The following is a 19,707-nucleotide window of genomic DNA, read 5'->3' as shown; positions in this document are numbered from 1 at the left end:
ATCGCCCAACGCAGATGTTTTATGTAAAATATGCTGTACTGATATAATGTAGAGATATCCAATAATGATTTGAAGATGAGGATGTAGGTTATGCCAAAGAACGATAATATGTTAGCCATTCTATGGATGCTGAATTCAGGCACCAAAGTAACTGCAAAACAAATGTCCGAAAAGTTAGAAATCAATATAAGAACCGTATATCGATATATTGATGCATTATGTGCCAGTGGAGTTCCGATCATTTCCGATACAGGTCACAACGGCGGGTATAGCTTGCTGAATCAGCATATCAAAGCACCTCTTTTATTTGATATTGAAGAAAAAAAGGCACTCCTCCAAGCTGCTGTGTTTGCAAAAGAAGCTGGATACCCTTTGAGTGAGGCATTGGACAATGCAACATCCAAATTGAAAATGTATTCAAATCAGGATCAGGAAAACACACTTCGTCGTCATTTAGCCGGATTTAACGTTATCAATCGTATGGGAGACCCATCCATTCAGCCGATCTTGGCGGAATTGGAGCAAGCCGTGGCTAATGATTGGTCTGTCGAAATTGATTATCGCAGAAGCCGTGATGAACAACCCAAGAATAGAGTAATAGACCCGTATGGAATGGTTTACTGGAATAATAAATGGTATACCATTGCGTTTTGCCACTTGAGAAATGAGTTCCGCAGCTTTCGGGCAGATCGTATTCTGCAAATCAAGCTTACTCCGATCCGCTTTAAGCGTTCGCAAGCTTTTTCAGCCCGTGAATTTTTTCTGCAAAATTTGTTACCTGATGTAGGGGGAAAAGAGGGGTTAATTTCCTTGGTTATCAAAGGCCGATCAGAGGCATTGGATGACTTGGGGCTGCATTGGTTTATGGGACATTATCTGAAAGAGCGGACTTCTAATCAAGCCATCTTTTTATTTGATGAAAAATCAATTGATACATACGTCCCCTATTTTCTCCTATCCTATGGGAAATCCATTCAAGTCATCGAACCACAGCGTGTGAAGGACCGACTTGTTGCTGTTGTATCCGAGTTAATGGAATACTATCAACTTTAACAACTTCACTGACAGTAGATGTCAGTGAAGTTGTTTTATAATGATGACAATCTCGGATTACTGAGAAGGAAGGCGGAGTAGACATATGAGTGAACAGACAAAACACAAGGCAGTTTCAGGAAAATATACAAAGAAGGGTACACCTAACGGCGTTACATCGATTACCCCATTTATAACAGTGAAGGATCCTTCTGAAGCAATTCATTTCTATAAAATTGTTTTCAATGCAAGGGTGAAGGATATCACTGAGCATCCAGATGGAAATGGTGATACGTTTATTGTTCATGCCGAATTAGATTTTGGAAATGGTTTTTTACAGCTGGGAGCAGCGAACCCGGCATATCAATTGGCTTTGCCCCCAGATCAAGATCATGCATGTTATTCTTTAGGGATTTATGTCATTAATGTGGATGAAACCATTGCAACCGCCGTATCCAGAGGGGCGAAAGTAAGAGAAGAGATTATTAACTTTGCGTCTGGTGATCGATTCGGAAGTATACTAGACCCTTTTGGTGTACGCTGGTCTATTCTGACCCGGATTGAAGATTTATCGGAAGAAGAAAGTAGTCGGCGAGTCGCTGAGTGGGCCAAAAGCGTCTCCGTGAACAGCTAGTTCAGATATTTCTTGCGAAACTGGAGGGGAGATATTCCAACACTTCGCTTGAAGCAGGTAGAAAAGTAAGGGGAATATTGAAAACCCACTTCAGCGGCTATACGATCTATCGACCATTCCGTCGAAACCATAAGCTGCTTGGCCCGCTCAATCCTAAATTGTAATAAGTAATGAACCGGTGTGACACCGTATTTCATTTTCATACAGCGAACGATGTAGCTAGGGTGGAAGTGTAGCGCTGATGAGAGTGTTTCATTGGTGATCTCTTCTTGGTAGTGTTGCTGGATGAAAACAGCTACGTTCTCGGCAAGCCGTGAAGCAGGTGTTTTGGCCATATCTGAGATGCCATTTTCAAGTGTAGCCAGAAAGCGGAATAACAGTTGCTGCTTCTCCCAGAAGGAATCACCTACCGGCAGTTCCAACAGCTTCTGCATTAGATCGAATGCGAGTTGGGGACTTAGCACCGTAGTTTTCTTAGGAATCCGTATTGATTTTGGCTTATCGAATGGCGATAACGGAATTACCGCTTCCCATTCTTCGATTAAGGGAATCTGATGCCAGTTCCCATGCTCAAAATGAACCCAGTAAAATGTTGTTTCCTGTTCGCAGGGCCTAAACGAGTAATGCTCACCTTCAGGTAGTAATACCAGTGCATCACCTGTACCAAGTGTCCATTCCGTCCCATTCTCACCGATATGTAGTTCCCCATCAACCACGAGCAATACATCAAACAGACCGAAATTTCTTCGATTAGGATGACGGTCGCCTGCACGGAACGTTGAACGACCAGATTCCCAGTAATATGGAAGAGGTGGGGTTTGTAAGGCAATAATTAATTCTTCATTCAATGAATCAACCTCATTTTTTAGTGTCATTTTGTATAGAAAAATGCTCATTCCATTCCTATTCTCACTTTAAGAAAAAGCATATACTCGACTTTGAAAAGAGTCAAATTTTATACTTTTGAGGTGTGTATAATGGGACAGAACCAGATCCAAATTCAAGACCAATTTTGGAATACATATTCCGATCTTGTAAGAGAAACGGTTATTCCCTATCAATGGGAAGCTCTGAACGATAGGGTAGAGGACGCTGAGCCTAGTCATGCCATTCGAAATTTCCGTATTGCTGCAGGCTTGGAGCAAGGAGAGTTTGGCGGATGGGTATTTCAGGACAGTGATCTTTACAAGTGGTTAGAGGCCGTTGCTTATTCGCTCCGTCATCATCCAGATCAGAGGTTAGAGAAGATCGCTGATGAATCCATCGAATTGATCCGCCAAGCCCAACATGACGATGGTTATCTGAATACCTACTTCACGATCCAAGAACCTGGGAAACAATGGACCAATCTTTATGAAGCTCATGAGCTGTATTGTGCGGGTCATTTAATTGAAGCGGCAGTTGCGTATTACCAGGCTACGGGGAAGCGTAAGTTACTAGACATCTCATGCCGATTCGCTGATCTGATTGATCGTATGTTCGGAACCAAGCCGGGACAGATAAGGGCTTACTGCGGTCATCAGGAAATTGAATTGGCTCTGGTTAAGCTATACGGTGTTACGGGAGAAGAACGTTATTTGAATCTAAGCCAATACTTCATAGATGAACGGGGTAAGCAGCCCAACTATTTTATCGAGGAATGGGAACGCGGAAGCCGAACAAACATCTGGTCACTGGGAGCGCCTAATCTTGAGGTCTATCAATCTCATCTTCCTGTTCGTGAGCAAAAGGTAGCTGTTGGACACTCCGTTCGGGCAGTATATATGTACACGGCGATGGCTGATCTTGCGCGACTAACAGGTGACGAGGGACTGAAGGCGGCGTGTGAACGACTTTGGTCGAATACAACAGGCAAACAAATGTATATTACCGGAGGCATTGGTTCTACACACCTCGGGGAAGCCTTTACGTTTGACTACGATCTTCCGAATGATTCCGTTTATGCGGAGACCTGTGCTTCAATTGGTTTGATTTTCTGGGCACGACGCATGCTTCAATTGGAAGTTAAAAGTGAATATGCGGATGTGTTGGAGAGAGCGCTATACAACAACGTGCTGGGTAGCATGTCTATGGATGGGAAACACTTCTTTTATGTCAATCCACTTGAAGTTTGGCCAGAAGCAAGTCTCAAAAATCCAGATAAACATCACGTAAAGCCCGTCCGACAAAAATGGTTTGGTTGCTCCTGTTGTCCTCCAAATGTTGCACGGTTGCTAGGTTCGTTAGACGATTATATTTACGACGTGTCTGAGGATGGCAGAACGATCTATACCCATTTGTATATTGGAAGTAAAGCCTCGTTCGAGCTTGCCGACACCACAATAACATTGCATCAACGCTCCGAGCTGCCTTGGAACGGCCACGTTGAATTTTCGGTTCAGCTTCCCAAGGATAGCGAATGTGCGGAGTTCGAGCTTGCACTGCGTATACCGGATTGGTTCCAGAACGGACAGCCCACCTTGAAAGTGAATGGTGAAAAGCAAGATATTCATGTTGAGAATGGTTACGCGAAAATAAATCGCAGCTGGTCAGATGGAAATACAGTGGAGTGGCTGCTTCCGATTGAGCCGAAGTTAGTTGCTGCGCACCCTTTAATTCGGGCAGATGCAGGCAAGGTGGCGATTCAACGCGGCCCGCTCGTTTATTGCGTAGAAGAAGCAGACAACGGGGCACCGCTAACTTCGCTCGCGTTGGCTTCGGAGCCACAATTAACCGCGTATGCTGATCCAGATTTGCTAGGTGGTTGTATCGTGGTAGAAGGGGATGGTTTCGTGACTGACGACAGCTCTTCATGGTCAGATGAGAAGCTGTACCGTTCTTATATTAAGCAGACAAAGGCTGTACGATTCAAGGCCATACCCTATTATCTGTGGGGTAATCGTCTGGCTGGTGAGATGAGCGTGTGGCTACGCTATTAAAGAGGAAGTAAGGATGTACTTTTACAATTCCACAAAAGGCACCATCAAGAAAACGAGCGCACCCTGAACATGGATGCGCTCGTTTTCTACTGTCCGTAATCCTATACGTCTGTACGGTCGAAGTATCCTCATTGAGCTTCTTATAATCCATTCCCCATGTTTCCATCACACTAATGATGGGCCTCAGCGTATTACCTAAATCGCTCAAGCTGTATTCGACTCTGGCTGGTACCTCCGCATAAAAAAGTTGCGAAGCTTTGCAGCTTTGGATATGATTATCTAATGTTCAATCAAAAAAATACTTATGTAATCAATTAGTGATAAAAGATAGTGAGGTAGAAAAAATGATCGCAAAAACAGAAGAAGATTTTAATGGCTTGAAGGAAATTGGCAAAATTGTAGCTTCTATTAGAGATGAATTGGTTCAAAGAACCATCCCAGGCATAACGACTAAAGAACTTGATGATTTGGCAGGAGAGCTTTTTGAGAAAGCTGGCGCAGTTTCTGCTCCAAAAAGTGAATATAATTTCCCGGGATTTACTTGTATTAGTGTTAATGAAGAAGTGGCGCATGGTATTCCGGGAGATCGGATTATTCAAGAAGGGGACATCGTCAATATTGATGTGTCTGGCTCCAAGAACAGTTATTTTGCAGATACGGGACTCTCGTTTGTCGTAGGCGAAGGTGAAGAAGTCTTAACGAAAATATGCGACGTTGTTAAACTGGCATTTGAAGCAGGTCTTAAAAAAGCAAAACCAGGCTCCAAAAAAAGCGGAATCGGAAAAGCCGTATTTCAAACTGCCAGACAGCATGAATTAACGGTTATTAAAAACCTTACAGGACATGGTGTTGGACGTGGAATACATGAAGCACCTGACCACATCTACAATTATAATGATCCATCGGATGATGAATTGTTAAAAGAAGGTATGGTTATTGCATTCGAGCCGTTTATCTCAACTTCAGAAGAAGAAGTAGAACAAACAGGTGATGGCTGGACCTTTGTTACTAAAAACAGCTATGTAGCTCAAATAGAACATACCATTATTCTTACTAAAAATGGTCCGATTATTGTCACTCTTTAAGGTGTTCAAACTGAAAGTCGCTAAATTTAGCGACTTTTTTTGTTTTTGTTTTATTGGTACGTCAAAGTAAATCAAAATATAAACGTTCGCTTATTAATTTATGTTGAAATTATGGAAGGATTTAACGTATATTTAGATCTGATCTTTATGTTATAGACAGAGGTGATTGATTGAGCACATCAAAAAAGCGCGTTCAAGTCATTGATGGACTGCGTGGATTCAGTCTGGCCGGCATTGTGCTGGCGAATATGCTGGCTTTCCAATATGGAATGTATGGCCAGAGTAAACCCCAACTGTTCGGGATTGGCGGAGCAGATCAGGCTTTCCTCTCATTCCTGCTGATCACTGTAGTGGGCAGTTTTATGCCGATTTTTGCATTTATGTTTGGCTTTGGAATGGTTAAGCTCTCAGAAAGCCTAAAATCACGAGATTTACGACCAAAGTGTCATCTGGCACGCCGTTTTCTACTACTGTTTGGAATCGGTTTACTGCACATCATCTATCTGTGGGAAGGGGATATCCTGACATTTTATGGTGTACTCGGTTTCTTCCTGCTCATGTTCCTTAATCGGAAGCCCAAAACGCTGCTCATTTGGTCGGTACTGCTACTCATGGGAGCGGGCATACTTGGCCTCCCGGCATCTAATCCGATGAACCCGCTGGCGATTGAGTCCATTCATATGGAGAACTACATCATTCAAAGTCAGGATGTATACGGTAGCGGCACATACGCGGAAATCAGGAATTTCAGTAATAACGGCGATCCATTCGGCGGGGATTTGGAGGTGTCATTTGCCCTATTGATCCTGCTGTTAGCCCCACTCATGACAGTACCGATGTTCTTGCTCGGCATGCACGCTGCCAGAAGCGGCACGTTTAGCGATCCCCAAACGAAGCGGACTATGTATCTTCGCCGTGCCTCGTTATTAATTCCAGTAGGTTTGATACTCAAAGCATACGGTGTATTGGCGCCACAATTGGGTGCGGAAGGTTGGCTCGGTATCGGAATCGGGGGGACGCTTGGAGGAACGTTGCTTGCACTCGGATACATTTATGCATTTGCACTGTTGTATGCGGGAAGTCGCCGTTCCAGCCTGATGTACAGATTTGAGGCGGTTGGCCGTCTCTCGTTGACGAATTACCTGATGCAGAGCGTAATCTGTACGACAATTTTCTATGGATACGGCCTGGGACTGTTTGGTCGTGCTGGTGTGTTTATCGGAGCAATTATTGCGCTTGCTGTCTACGGCATTCAAATGTGGCTCAGTCCGCTATATCTCAAGAAATTTAGCAATGGTCCTGTCGAGTATATCCTACGGATTTGGACTTATCTGTCCTGGAAAGGGCAGCCAAGAAAGAAGAAAAGATCGAACTTAGTTACGCATGAAAACGCGCCTGGTGTCCAGTAAGCATAAAGTGTTATCGTGAAACGCAAAAAGAAGCTCGTTCTACCAAAAGAGAGGGCTTCTTTATGCCGTAACGATCATCTTCCTAATCATCTTCCTAAAATTAAATCAAGACAGGAATTATACACTTAACGTTGGACTGAAGAATAAGCTATCCCCCTAATGTTTCCTGTTATAATTAGTAATTATTTATAGATCCAACATATATCAACCCTAATACATAAGCTAACTAATATAGTGCGGACTGTGGTAAGGTAATGCGAAATGAAAGATGAAGCATATACATTCAACTGTTTCCACTCAAGCTTGAAAGGATCATTATTGTGCTAAAAATAATTAATTTTCTTCTTTTCTTGCTGATCATTTGGGTAGTCATTTTTTATCCTTTTCGTTTTGCATGGTTTGAAGGTTTAAAACAGATTCCCGCAGATCTTCATGGTGTTTATTTACTTTTCTTGTTCTTTGGATATCTGATCTGTTCAACTGCTATGGGACTTATGGTTGGCAAGATGTTTTTTAAACCAAAAGAACAGTGATTACGGGTAAGTATGGAGGTTGGAGAATGGACAGTGACAATTTAATCAATCAATTCTTAAAACTTTTTCCTGAATTCCACGATTGTTATATAGAACATTTGGAATTAAATCAAGAGTTTCTAGGACATGTGTTTTTTGGTGATGAAGTGGCTACTTATGTTGATGGATTACTTCGTAAAAATGATGACAAAGAGCAAATTGAGAAGTTTTTCAATTTTTTTGAATGGATGGCAACTCAAACAAGCCTTTATATTGTACAAGTGTTATCTACTACAATTTTGTATGATCTAGGTGGGCATACAGATATTTTGCAAAAAGCTCAATGTTATATGAAGTTACATACTAGAAGACTTTCTCAAGAAATAGAAGATTTGCACTCAGGGAAATATTTTGCTTAGGATACTCTGCTGGAGATGAGGTATTCAAGAGTTTGGATCGTTGGTTTTATAATATCATTCAAAGTCGCTAAAGCAGCGGCTTTTTGTTTTATCCATGTAATTTCCTATCTTAAGGGTTGAGGGGAACGAACTTATTTCAATAATGATTTATGTAATTAGATTCCTTCGTACTGGGTGAAATTCACAGAGTATTAAAAGACAAATGCCTACTGGTTCAAGAGTTTCATCGAAGGAAATGGAGGAGGAAATCATTAAGGCAGGTTTCTCAATTATTAATACGATCCACTCACCGACGCAAGTTGCTAACCAACCTGTCTATATCATCATTGCACAGAAGAATAAATAAGTTCAATTTATAGAAGCCACTCCATTCGTCTGGGGGGCTTCTTCTTTTGCTAATGTTCAAACAGCATCATAACTAGGAGCACATTTTTTCGGAGAACCGAGAGGCAGCTAAAGCATTACATTGGAACAGTTTCCATCTGGACATATATCGTTTGTCTTAAGTCATGGGAAAAATAGGTTCTTGAATTTCTTTCCCGATGTACAGCCGAATCCGAGATTGTGATAGGCTGTATCTACAAAAGTATTACACGTTCTAAATGGAAGGGGATATTTTACTTGGATCAGGAACTTGCGACCACGATTGCTATCGAATTTAAGAACAATCAGAAGGTGTTGAATGCGATCGGAGACGAGACTCGGCAAGCCATCCTCATAGCCTTGATTCAAGGGCCGCAAAAACCCGGCATGCGCGTAGGAGAGATCAGGATGAAGACTCACCTTTCCCGACCGACCGTATCACATCATCTGAAAATATTGAAAGAATCACAGATAATAAGTGTTCGTAAAGAAGGAACTCTCAACTATTACAGCCTTGACTCCGGTAGCAAGTTGAAATTGTTGAAAAACCTGGTGAACCAAATAGAAAAGTTGCTAGCACAATGCGAAGAACAAGCATCGGAACAACAAATAGGAAACACGGGGAGGGGGAGTTCCGAATGAATCAGACAGTCGTAGCGGCAAACGGAGTGGGCATTCCTCAACTCGGGTTCGGCCTATATAAGATCAAAGACGGGGGGACCTTCGAGAGGACTGTCGAGGAGGCTATTCGAATGGGTTATCGCCATTTCGATACGGCCAAAATTTATGGTAATGAAGCGGCGCTAGGTCGGGTCATCCAAAACAGCGGCATTCCCAGGGAGGAGTTCTTCATCACCTCCAAGGTATGGACGACAGACCTGGGGTACCGTGCGACGAAAAAGGTGTTCGAGCAGACTTGCCAGAAGCTGAACGTAACATATCTCGATATGTATTTGATTCATTTTGCCGGTCCTCAATACGTGAACGCCTGGAAGGCGATGGAAGAGTTATACGACGCAGGTAAAATCAAAGTTATAGGTGTAGCCAATTTCGAGATCCGGCATCTGGAGCATCTGAAGAAACATTCCCGGATTTCGCCGATGGTAAATCAGATCGAGACCCATCCGGAATTTCCACAACACGAATTGCATGATTATATGGTTCGACATCGGATTCTGCATGAGGCTTGGGGACCGTTGGGGCAGGGAAGCAAAGCGCTGCTGGAGCATCCGGAGCTGGCGGCAATTGCCCTTTGTCATCAGAAATCGGTTGCACAAGTCATTTTGCGCTGGCATCTGCAACGTGGAATTATTGTCATCCCCAAATCATCGAATCCTCAAAGGATAAAAGAGAACAATGAAATATTCGACTTTGAGTTGAATGAGAAGGAAATGGAACAAATACGACGATTGGACACGGGTAAGAGATATTCCGTAAGTCCGAATGGCTACATGGTCAACCCGATTTATATCAATTTGATGAAACTATTTATTCGCTCTCATTGATGGATCATATTTCTACGGTACTGGTAGGGCGTAACTCCGTATTCAACTTTGGACAACAACCGAGTACTCAATTTGGTGGTCGTTCCCTAAAAGCTTCTTTCTTCCCGAGCATAAAGCGAAACTTCGATTCCCGAAATCCAGTTGAATATATAAAAAAGGTGTCTATACGTAATTGTTTTATAGGGGCTCTCCTGTGAGTCATGAGCATGACAGGGTACAGCCCTTTGTCAGGATTATGCAGTTCTAGCGGACATTTCACACGCTGTCTTCCAGCGAAAAATCTCTATGAAATATCAAAAATGTTAAACAAAGCAGATGAAACGACCGAAATCGAAGTGAGTAATAACCTAGTTAAATTCATGACAAATGGACTGAAGGTGGAATCTGTTCTTATTGAGGGAATGTTTCCATCCATAAAGAATGTAATTCCTCAATCTTATATGTGTGAAATCTCAGTTGATAAAGCATGTCTGTTGAGAGCAGTTGAATGTGTGACTGTAATGGCTAGTGCACAAGTGATTAGACTAGTAGCAAATGCAGCCACATTGAAACTATTGTCCAAAACAGCTGATGTTGGAGATATTCAGAATGAAATTCCATTGTTAGAGATGTGTGGGGAAGAATTTATGATATCACTAAATGGAAAGTTCTTTTTTGATATACTTCGCAACATGGATTGCGCGAGCGTCCGAATAAGATACACCGGGAAAACCAGTCCCATCGTTGTACTTCCAGATGATTCGCTCATGTCTAGTTTGTTCTTGATTACTCCAGTGATGACCCGGTGAACCGTATCATAAGTTAGGGGCAAGTTTTTTACTGACTTTTTCGTGCAGAAATTGCAAGGTATTCATTATTTATTTCCCATAAAATTACCTTGACGGGAGGGAATACGATGGATTGGTTGGTCCGGATGAATAGTGCCATGGAATATATCGAAACAAATCTAGCGGACACTATTTCATTTGATAAAATCGCACAGAGAGCCTGTTGCTCTACCTATCATTTTCAAAGGATGTTTCCATTTATTACTGGCGTATCGTTATCGGAGTATATTCGACGTCGACGGTTGACGTTGGCAGCATTCGAACTGCAGACAACAGATTCAAAGGTTATTGATGTAGCAATGAAATATGGATATGATTCGCCGGAGGCGTTTGCACGGGCCTTTAAAAATCTTCATGGCATTATGTGAAGTACCTCAATTTCGTATAAAATGTGATGATGATGGCAGCGTTGATCATATGAACGACTTATTGGGACGTTTTGGTGATACCATGTTACATGCGGCCCTTTATGATCACACTAAAGAATCTTTCAAATACATGATCTGTTATCATGTACCTAAGGGACTTGAGATTCCGGAAAGATTCACAAAACTTGCTGTCCCAGCATTAACGTGGGCGATTTTCCCGGAGCCGCAGTGTGATATGCAAAAACTATGGGTACGAATCTATTCTGAGTGGTTTCCGACATCTGAATACGAACAGGTTGAGGGCCCTACTTTCGAAATGTATTATGGAATGGCACGGCATGGGAATGTTTCAGGAGAAATCTGGATACCCGTGAAGAAAAAATAATGCTTCAATACGAGTGGAATGCAGGCGTTAACGAAGAAGACAACTGAAAAAATTTAGATTATAATATAAGGTCATCCCCACAAAGGATGGCCCTAAAACTTGCCGTTACAGACAGCGCGGAGAACCTTATCACCAATAGGGTATAGGGGAGATTGTCCGATTATTTTATCTTGAGGGGGTTTAGTATGAATATTAAAATACGAGAAATTATATTAGATGATTATGCTGAAGTTGTTTTTTTATGGAATGATGTACTTGAAATTCGTAATGTTAATGATGCAGACTTCCGAGTGACTATGGAAGAGATGAATAAGGCCGGGAATTACAAAACATTTGTTGCACTAATAGATAATGATGTCGTGGGTTTTGTAACTATTGTACAGTCATTATCTGTAGGAGTTCCAATAGGTTATCTACATATTCAAGCTCTTGCTGTTAAAAGAGAGCTGCAAAATAGAGGGATAGGCACAAAACTACTAAGACAGACTGAAAATTATGCTAAAGAACGGGGAATATCAAGTATTATTTTATGTAGCGGAATGAAGCGAACCAACGCTCATGCTTTTTATGAGCATAACGGCTATGACAGAGATTCATATTGCTTTGATAAAGTGATTGACTTAACCCATTAATTGCGCTAAAAAGACCCAACACACTCTGTGAACTAAGAGTGGAAGTTGGGTTTTTTCATTGACGGATCACATTTCTGCGGTCCTGAGTGATCGGACATATCTTTCACAACACGACCGAAGATGCTCTGAAAGCTTCCCGGATGAATCCAGCCTGTAAAACGGCTATGCTATAATGAAATTCAGAAAGGGGTTGCAACGTTAATGTCACCTAGAAACATAGAGAAAGACCAACAACAACGGGAAAAAAGAATCAATCACATCCTTGATTCCGCTTTGGAAATCATTGCATTCAAAGGAATCGGTTCAGTAAGCATCAACCACATCGCAGCGGCAGCAGACATGAGCATTGGGAACATGTATCACTACTTTAAGTCCAAAGACGAGATTATCAGCGAAATTCTCAGAAGAGGTCAGACGCGTTACGGCGAACATGTCTCCCAACTCGCTGAGCAATCAGGTGATGCTCTAAATAAACTTTTACTATTGTCTGAGTCATGGCTCGCGCTGGAAAACAATTGGGCTTACACGATTCTTATCCACACAGCGCGGCTTTCGGAATCTTCCTCCGAAGAGATTCGAAGAGAAGTTACAGAACGTTTCACGAATAACCTTGGTCCTGTCGCGAACATAATGGAACAGGGGCAAAAGGAAGGGCTCATCGTCAGTGGTGTCCCCTTGGAGCTTGCCTATTATTTTGTAAGTTTAATTCAAGGACTGACGCTGCAAAAAATGCCCGGCGCTGAAGTTCCGATTCGTGCGCAAGCGCGTTCCATCGTCTCTTTATTTACTGCAAGACATGAGGGGTAAAGGGTTCGGGATCACAAGCGAACAAGGTTTCGAATATGAAAATATGCGTGATCTCTACATAATTCCAAAAGTCTCCAAAAGAAATGATTGACAACAGATACAGGCCACTGCTACAATTTCCCCAACAAACCGAGTGGTTGCTCGGTTTGTGAACGAGAGTTCGACTGGATAACCAGAGATCGTTCGTGGGGAAAGATATACAAGCAGAAGGCCTTTTTTTATAACCATAAAACCAAGTAAATAGATCCGAAAAATTATTTTAAATTGGAGGTTACATCTGATGCTGAATATTGAGCGGTTGAACAAAACGTTCGCTGCTCCTACCGGGCCGATTCTAGCGCTTAGCAATATAGGGTTGCAGGTTGAGCGGGGACAATTTATTACTTTTATCGGACCCAGTGGCTGCGGCAAAAGTACATTGCTCAAGATTGTGGCCGGGTTGGATACGACATATGAGGGAAAAGTGGAACTGAACGGAATGGCCATTACGGGACCAAGCGTTGATAAAGGGTTTATTTTTCAGGAGCCACGTTTGTTCCCTTGGATGACGGTCGAGAAGAATATCGCGGCCAATCTCTCGCTTCGCAATGCTCAGGTTCGCCATCGAGTTCAAGAGCTAATTGAATTGGTTCGTCTAAAGGGATTCGAGAAAGCATATCCGAAGGAGTTGTCCGGAGGAATGGCTCAACGGGTGGCTATTGCAAGGGCTTTGTTGCGCAAACCGGAGATTCTGCTGCTCGACGAGCCTTTTGGAGCACTCGATGCCTTCACTCGCACACACATGCAAGAAGCGCTGCTGGATATCTGGCAGAACAGCCGGACGACAATGTTGTTCGTTACGCATGACTTGGACGAAGCGGTATTTCTTGGAGAGAAAGTCGTCATTATGAACCCTCGCCCAGGTCATATCCGCAATGTAATTCATGTAGACCTTCCCTATCCGCGTAAACGCAGTGGGAGTTCATTCCAGGAACTTCGCTCCCGCGTTCTAGGCGAGTTCGAAAAAGTGGAACATTCTCCCTTGATAGACAAGGGCGCTGGCATTTAATTGGATACGTATTAACGAATCTACTTTCATAAAAGGGGATGCGAATAGATGATTAAAAAATTGGGTTGGTTTGCAGCCATACTTGTTCTGATACTGGTTGTATCGGGATGCGGCAATGAAAATAACAACGCCAGCAATGGCAAGAATGCCAAGCTAGTTGAAGATAATTCGAAATCGAATGCATCCGATGATGATGTCACGGTGAAGATTGGTGTACAGGGCAAGGGCGGCTTGTTCGGTAAAGCACAAGAACAGAAGTGGTTTGAGGATGCATTTGGAGAGCTGGGGGTAAAAGTGGAGTGGTTGGAGTTCCAGAGCGGTCCTCCAATGATTGAAGCGATGGCCTCTAATCATCTGGACTTTGCTGGCATGGGCAATATGCCCCCAATCTCTGCACAAGCAGCTGGTATCGACTTCAAAATCATCTCACAGCTACTTGATGGCAAGAACAATGTAGCGATCATTGTGCCGAAGGATAGTCCGATCAAAAACATTGCGGATCTCAAGGGCAAGAAGGTCGCCGTCACGAAGGGCAGCAACGCCTACAACTTCCTTTATCTAGTACTCGAAAAGGCTGGTTTAGGAAACTCCGATATTCAAGAAATTCAATTACAACCTGATGAAACCCAGCCTTCCTTCGAAAGTGGAAAATTGGATGCCTGGGCCGTCTGGGACCCATACATTACCCTGAATGCACTAAGCGGCAAAGGAAAAGTGCTGGCTGATGGGGAGAGCGAAGGTGTACTATCTCCATCTTTCCAATTGGTCCGTTCGGATTTTGCGAATGAGCATCCGGAGCTTGTTACGCTATATTTAAAAACATTCGAGAAGGCCCGCCAGTGGGAAGCTAGTCATCAAGAGGAAGCGTTTCAGCGCTATGCCGACGAACGAAACATTCCGATTGAGCTGGTGAAGGGCATGCAATCACGGGCGGCAATGATCAATATCCCGGTAAGTGACGAAACAATCGCGGATCAGCAGAACACTGCAAACTTTCAATTTGAATTAGGTACAATCCGCAAGGAAATCAACGTGGCTGACGTGTTCGACAACCAATACATTGAAGAAGCTCTTAAATAAAAGTAGGGGTGCGGTTATGCAAATATCGGGAAACAAGTTTATTTTTCGGACTATTCATCTCCTGATCGGGATGTTGGTACCGGCAGCGATATTAATCATTTGGCAGATTGCATCCTCGAGTGGGTGGGTAAATACGGTGTTAATTCCGCCTCCGAAGGACATCGTAGCTGAGTTCGGACGCATGATCTCGTCGGGAGAACTGCTGACCAATCTGCGCATCTCGACGGGTAGAGCGGCACTAGGGTTCTTGTTTGGCGGTGGCCTGGGATTAGCCGCAGGATTATGGGTCGGGTTTTCGTTAAAGGCAGAACGATTGCTAGATCCGTCGCTTCAGCTGCTTCGGACACTGCCTTACTTGGCTGTTGCGCCATTGTTCATTCTGTGGTTCGGATTTGGCGAGACTTCAAAGATCGTACTCATTGCCAAGGGAGCATTCTTTCCTTTATATGTGAATGCCTTTTTGGGTGTTCGCTCGGTGGATCGTCAATTGTTCGAAGTAGCACGTGTGTTGGAATTCACGAAATTTCAAACCATTACCAAGCTGATTATTCCTGCCTCACTACCTTCACTGTTTTTAGGCGTACGTCTTTCGATTGCAGTTAGCTGGCTTGGGCTGGTTGTCGCAGAGATGATGGGTTCAAGCTCCGGGATCGGCTACATCATCAATGACGCACGCTCCTTCTCGCTAACGTCTGTCATCTTTGTCGGCATTATTGTTTTTGCGATTGTTGGCAAAGTGACCGATTCACTGGTCAGGTTGGCAGAGAAAAAATCGCTGCGTTGGCAGGATTCCATAGAGGGAGATGGATAACAGATTATGAGTTTGAACGATGTGACATTACAATCGAAGGCTAATGAGAAAGAAATGGGGATGGGAAGGGAACGCCACTGGAGAATGCCGAATTGGCTGTATGGTTGGGTGTTACCGGTTATTATATTAGCTTTATGGGAGGTGGGATCTGCTCTTGGACTGTTGTCTGACTCGGCACTGCCAGCTCCATCCCGCATTGCGCGGACATTTTGGCAACTGTGCGTAACCGGCGATATGACGCAGCATCTCACAACCAGCACTATTCGGGCAAGCGGAGGATTCTTACTTGGAGCCGCTACAGGATTAATACTTGGTGTGTTTACTGGTCTAGGCAAATGGGCTGAACAGACGCTTGACCCGACGATACAGATGCTTCGGACGGTTCCGTTGTTAGCTGTTATTCCGTTGTTCATTCTGTGGTTCGGTGTAGGGGAATTATCCAAAGTACTGCTCATTGCAATCGGATCGTTTTTTCCGCTCTATTTCCATACACATTTGGGGGTCCGCAGTGCGGATCGAAAGCTTTATGAGGTTACCCGCATCTTGCAATATTCTAAGTTCAGGCTTTTATGCAGGTTAATTATTCCCTCGGCATTGCCAAACATTCTGCTTGGCATTCGGTTATCTGTTGGTGCCTCCTGGTTATTGCTTGCCGTGGCAGAGATGATGGGTTCAAGCGCAGGAGTCGGCTATATGATACAAGACGCACGTGTATATGCACAGACGGATGTTGTCTTCGTGGGTATAATTCTGTTCGCCTTGGTTGGTAAACTCTCGGATTCGGCAGTCAGACTAGTAGAAAGAAGATTCCTTCGATGGAATAACACATATAAAGGCTGATTATAGATATCTAGAATGAAAGCGGAGGAACGGATATGACGAAAAAACGACAGGGCCAGCTTCATCTTGGTGCATTTATATATTTTACTGGACATCATCATGCCGGATGGCGTCATCCGGAATCAGGGGTAGAGAAGATGTTCGATATCGATTGGTATAAGCGGATTGCCCAGACAGCTGAGAAAGGCAAGTTTGATATGATTTTTTTTGCGGACTTGCTGCACTTGATCTACCCCAGCCGGGCTGCTGCAGGCATGCTGGACCCGGTGTCTCTACTCTCTGCACTTTCCATGGTAACCGATAAAATCGGGTTGACAGCAACCCTGTCGACGACCTATAACGAGCCGTTCAATGCCGCGCGCCGTTTATCTACGCTCGACCACATAAGCGGGGGAAGGACCGGATGGAATATCGTCACGTCCCAAGTTGACACGGAAGCTCGGAACTTCGGACGAGATAAGCATCCTGAACACGGAACACGTTACGAGATGGCGCAGGAATTTGTTGACGTCGTTACGGCATTATGGGACAGCTGGCCACAGGATTCAATCGTTATGAATCGGGCATCAGGTACGTTCGTCGATGAATCCAAGCTGCGTATCGCAGATTATCAAGGGAAATGGTACTCGACGCAAGGGCTTTTGAACGTGCCAAGTCCACCGCAAGGTTACCCCGTCCTTATTCAGGCCGGTTCCTCGGATCCAGGTCAGGATTTCGCTGCAAAAGTTGGAGAGGTGATCTTCACGGCACAGACGTCACTCACTGCTGCGCAAGATTTCTATCGCACGGTGAACGAGAAGCTTCTGGCTGTTGGACGTGAGCGTGGCAGCTTGCTCATTATGCCGGGGTTGTCGCCGATCCTCGGTTCAACTGTAGAGGAGGCCCGACACAAGGAACGGGAGTTGCTAGATCTCATCGATCCCCAAGAAGCGGTAATGATGCTGTCTGGCATACTTCAAACAGACCTCAGCGGATATCCTGCCGACGGTCCACTACCGGACATTTCAGATCTGGTCGAAGCAAGCAACGGAATGAAAAGTCGCGTCCAACTCATTATGGACCTTGCACGTGAAGAGCAATTATCCATTGCCGAACTCGGACGGAGGCTTCTCGGTGCCCGTGGTCATATGCAATTCGTAGGAACGCCGGAGCAGCTTGCCGACCTCATGGAAGAGTGGTTCAATGGATACGGCTGCGATGGCTTCAATATCATGCCGCCGGTTCTGCCAGGTGATCTCGATGACTTTGTTGAGCACGTCGTTCCTGAGCTTCAGCGTCGCGGCTTGTTCCGTGAAGAGTACGAGGGGATGACGCTACGAGAGCATCTGGGACTTTCTGGGCCAACTGTTTTAGTAAGCCATAAACAGCAAGTCCACGGTTAATCCATCAAGAAGAACCGATTATATAGTCGCTTATTTGCTTTTGCCATCTGTGGCAATCAAATAATGTTTAGTAAGAGAAGTCGCAAAATTTGCGACTTCTTTTTCGGGTTTAATTCAGTCAGAGAAGGACATTGCACTTACAACTCAATGATTATATTTCGAATTAGTACCAATAATACATAATCAAGGGGGATTGTGAAATGAAGTTGCAACCCAATTTTTCCAAACAAATCGTTCGCAATATCGATCTTATCTGTGACTTCATGGGAAACAGTTCTGATTTTGTTGTTCGTGAGATCACTATTGGAAGGAATCACGCCGCTCTGTTTTATTTGGATGGCATGGTTGACATGCAGAAGGTACAAGACAATGTGATTCGTCCATTGCATGAATTCGCCTATTCTGATAGCGATGAGATGTCTTTACCATTTTTGAAAAATAGCATTCTGGATGTCGGCGAAGCAAGTTTGGTTCAGAGCTTTGAAGATGCGTTGGATCAAATCCTTTCAGGCGGAGTTCTATTGTTACTGGATGGGATCGATGAAGGATTAGTTATTTCTTTGCCAGGATGGGAAGAACGCAGCATTACAGAATCGAAGGCACAGCCTGTTATCAGAGGTCCGCAAGAATCGTTTACGGAAACGTTACGCACAAATACAACAATGGTTCGCCGCAGGGTTAAAGATACAAGAGTGCGACTAACCAACGTCAAAGTTGGTGAAAAAACCAAGACGGACATATCGGTCATGTATATGGACGGGATCGCTGATCAGGACATGGTTCTGAACTTGATATCCAGATTAAAAAGCATAAGCGTAGATCGTGTGCTTGAAGGCGAATATCTCGAAGAATCCCTCACAGAGAAGAAACAGTTTACTATATTTCCGATTTTCTATAATTCGGATCGTCCAGATTCTATTGCAGCAGGAGTCATGGATGGCAAAATTGCGATATTTGTAGATGGAACTCCCTTCGTTATCCTTGCCCCTGCGGTGTTTGTTGATTTCATTCAATCTGCAGAGGATTATTATCAATCTTATATTTACAGCAGTATTATTCGAATATTAAGATACATCTCCCTGGGAATATGTATGTTGGCTCCAGCCATATATGTTGCGTTGACAACGTTCCATCAGGATATGATTCCAACGGTACTGTTATTAAGTTTATCCGCGCAGCGTGAAGGAGTACCTTTTCCGGCATTTGTAGAGGCAATAATCATGGAAGTGATTTTTGAAATTCTGAGAGAGGCAGGCCTGCGAATGCCAAGAACAGTCGGGCAGGCAGTTTCCATTGTCGGTTCCATCGTTATTGGCCAAGCTGCCGTAGAAGCAAACATTGTTTCACCTGTTATGGTCATTGTCGTTGCCATTACAGCTATTTCAAGCTTTGTCATACCCTCTTACACCATGGCCATTCCAATCCGGATATTGCGATTTGTGTTTATCGGGTTAGCCGCGATCTACGGAGTGTATGGTTTGACTGTGGGTATGCTCATACTCTTTGTACATCTGAATAGCCTTCATTCATTAGGTGTGCCGTATATGAGTCCTTCGGCGAATTACAATTCGTTAAAGCAAAGTGATGCCGTATTACGTTTTCCATTCAGGAATAAAACAAAGCAACACAAAAAACAAAAGGAGTAGGCCC

Annotated in this window: 19 protein-coding genes and 1 pseudogene; 18 read left to right on the top strand and 2 right to left on the bottom strand. The window is 43.8% G+C overall.

Features of this window, described 5'->3' with window-relative positions:
• The first annotated feature begins 90 nt into the window (after positions 1-90).
• Complete coding sequence (locus MHI14_RS15810; protein ID WP_341130742.1) at positions 91-1,053, top strand: helix-turn-helix transcriptional regulator; 963 nt, start codon at positions 91-93, stop codon at positions 1,051-1,053.
• A gap of 85 nt (positions 1,054-1,138) precedes the next feature.
• Complete coding sequence (locus MHI14_RS15805; RefSeq protein WP_341130741.1) at positions 1,139-1,666, top strand: VOC family protein; 528 nt, start codon at positions 1,139-1,141, stop codon at positions 1,664-1,666.
• On the opposite strand, the gene MHI14_RS15800 is transcribed toward MHI14_RS15805, so the two are convergent.
• Positions 1,663-2,514, bottom strand: a complete 852-nt coding sequence (locus MHI14_RS15800) for a helix-turn-helix domain-containing protein (protein WP_341130740.1) — start codon at positions 2,512-2,514, stop codon at positions 1,663-1,665. The genes MHI14_RS15805 and MHI14_RS15800 overlap by 4 nt on opposite strands.
• A gap of 129 nt (positions 2,515-2,643) precedes the next feature.
• Here MHI14_RS15800 and MHI14_RS15795 point away from each other — a divergent pair, with 129 nt between their 5' ends.
• Positions 2,644-4,584, top strand: a complete 1,941-nt coding sequence (locus MHI14_RS15795; protein ID WP_341130739.1) for a glycoside hydrolase family 127 protein — start codon at positions 2,644-2,646, stop codon at positions 4,582-4,584.
• Here the strand turns inward: MHI14_RS15795 and MHI14_RS15790 are convergent.
• Positions 4,514-4,855: a winged helix-turn-helix transcriptional regulator gene (locus MHI14_RS15790; protein WP_341131710.1), complete on the bottom strand. Its 342-nt coding sequence runs from the start codon at positions 4,853-4,855 to the stop codon at positions 4,514-4,516. The genes MHI14_RS15795 and MHI14_RS15790 overlap by 71 nt on opposite strands.
• Before the next feature lie 73 nt (positions 4,856-4,928).
• Between MHI14_RS15790 and map the strand changes: the two genes are divergently transcribed.
• From map to MHI14_RS15715, 15 genes and pseudogenes are all read left to right on the top strand, one after another.
• The gene (gene map, locus MHI14_RS15785) at positions 4,929-5,669 is read left to right on the top strand and encodes a type I methionyl aminopeptidase (RefSeq protein ID WP_341130738.1); all 741 of its coding nucleotides are present in this window, start codon (positions 4,929-4,931) and stop codon (positions 5,667-5,669) included.
• A 170-nt stretch (positions 5,670-5,839) separates the two neighbouring features.
• Complete coding sequence (locus tag MHI14_RS15780) at positions 5,840-7,078, top strand: DUF418 domain-containing protein (RefSeq protein WP_341130737.1); 1,239 nt, start codon at positions 5,840-5,842, stop codon at positions 7,076-7,078.
• A 559-nt stretch (positions 7,079-7,637) separates the two neighbouring features.
• Positions 7,638-8,009 (top strand): DUF7674 family protein, encoded by a 372-nt coding sequence (locus MHI14_RS15775; protein WP_341130736.1) that lies wholly within the window; start codon positions 7,638-7,640, stop codon positions 8,007-8,009.
• Between the two features lie 621 nt (positions 8,010-8,630).
• The gene (locus MHI14_RS15770; protein ID WP_240768013.1) at positions 8,631-9,014 is read left to right on the top strand and encodes an ArsR/SmtB family transcription factor; all 384 of its coding nucleotides are present in this window, start codon (positions 8,631-8,633) and stop codon (positions 9,012-9,014) included.
• Positions 9,011-9,877, top strand: a complete 867-nt coding sequence (locus MHI14_RS15765) for an aldo/keto reductase (protein WP_339309475.1) — start codon at positions 9,011-9,013, stop codon at positions 9,875-9,877. Before MHI14_RS15770 ends, MHI14_RS15765 begins: the two co-directional genes overlap by 4 nt.
• Before the next feature lie 200 nt (positions 9,878-10,077).
• On the top strand, positions 10,078-10,665 hold the full coding sequence (locus tag MHI14_RS15760; protein ID WP_341130735.1) for a DNA polymerase III subunit beta: 588 nt from the start codon (positions 10,078-10,080) through the stop codon (positions 10,663-10,665).
• A gap of 107 nt (positions 10,666-10,772) precedes the next feature.
• Positions 10,773-11,457 (top strand): annotated as a pseudogene (locus tag MHI14_RS15755) (AraC family transcriptional regulator).
• 185 nt (positions 11,458-11,642) lie between these two features.
• On the top strand, positions 11,643-12,089 hold the full coding sequence (locus MHI14_RS15750) for a GNAT family N-acetyltransferase (protein ID WP_249910639.1): 447 nt from the start codon (positions 11,643-11,645) through the stop codon (positions 12,087-12,089).
• Positions 12,090-12,290: 201 nt separating this feature from the next.
• Positions 12,291-12,896, top strand: coding sequence for a TetR/AcrR family transcriptional regulator (locus tag MHI14_RS15745; protein WP_091030293.1), 606 nt, complete (start codon positions 12,291-12,293; stop codon positions 12,894-12,896).
• 280 nt (positions 12,897-13,176) lie between these two features.
• On the top strand, positions 13,177-13,944 hold the full coding sequence (locus tag MHI14_RS15740; protein WP_091030291.1) for an ABC transporter ATP-binding protein: 768 nt from the start codon (positions 13,177-13,179) through the stop codon (positions 13,942-13,944).
• A gap of 48 nt (positions 13,945-13,992) precedes the next feature.
• Positions 13,993-15,024 (top strand): aliphatic sulfonate ABC transporter substrate-binding protein, encoded by a 1,032-nt coding sequence (locus MHI14_RS15735; RefSeq protein ID WP_341130734.1) that lies wholly within the window; start codon positions 13,993-13,995, stop codon positions 15,022-15,024.
• A gap of 16 nt (positions 15,025-15,040) precedes the next feature.
• Complete coding sequence (locus tag MHI14_RS15730) at positions 15,041-15,835, top strand: ABC transporter permease (RefSeq protein ID WP_341130733.1); 795 nt, start codon at positions 15,041-15,043, stop codon at positions 15,833-15,835.
• A gap of 6 nt (positions 15,836-15,841) precedes the next feature.
• Positions 15,842-16,675 (top strand): ABC transporter permease, encoded by an 834-nt coding sequence (locus MHI14_RS15725; RefSeq protein ID WP_341130732.1) that lies wholly within the window; start codon positions 15,842-15,844, stop codon positions 16,673-16,675.
• A gap of 35 nt (positions 16,676-16,710) precedes the next feature.
• The gene (locus tag MHI14_RS15720) at positions 16,711-18,057 is read left to right on the top strand and encodes an LLM class flavin-dependent oxidoreductase (protein WP_341130731.1); all 1,347 of its coding nucleotides are present in this window, start codon (positions 16,711-16,713) and stop codon (positions 18,055-18,057) included.
• Between the two features lie 200 nt (positions 18,058-18,257).
• Positions 18,258-19,703 (top strand): spore germination protein, encoded by a 1,446-nt coding sequence (locus tag MHI14_RS15715; protein WP_341130730.1) that lies wholly within the window; start codon positions 18,258-18,260, stop codon positions 19,701-19,703.
• Positions 19,704-19,707 lie beyond the last annotated feature (4 nt).

Origin of the sequence: Paenibacillus sp. FSL K6-2393, assembly GCF_038002545.1 — a bacterium.
Lineage (GTDB): Bacteria > Bacillota > Bacilli > Paenibacillales > Paenibacillaceae > Paenibacillus.
The sequence above is the reverse complement of the archived record's forward strand: the minus strand, read 5'-3'. Positions and strand labels throughout refer to the sequence as shown.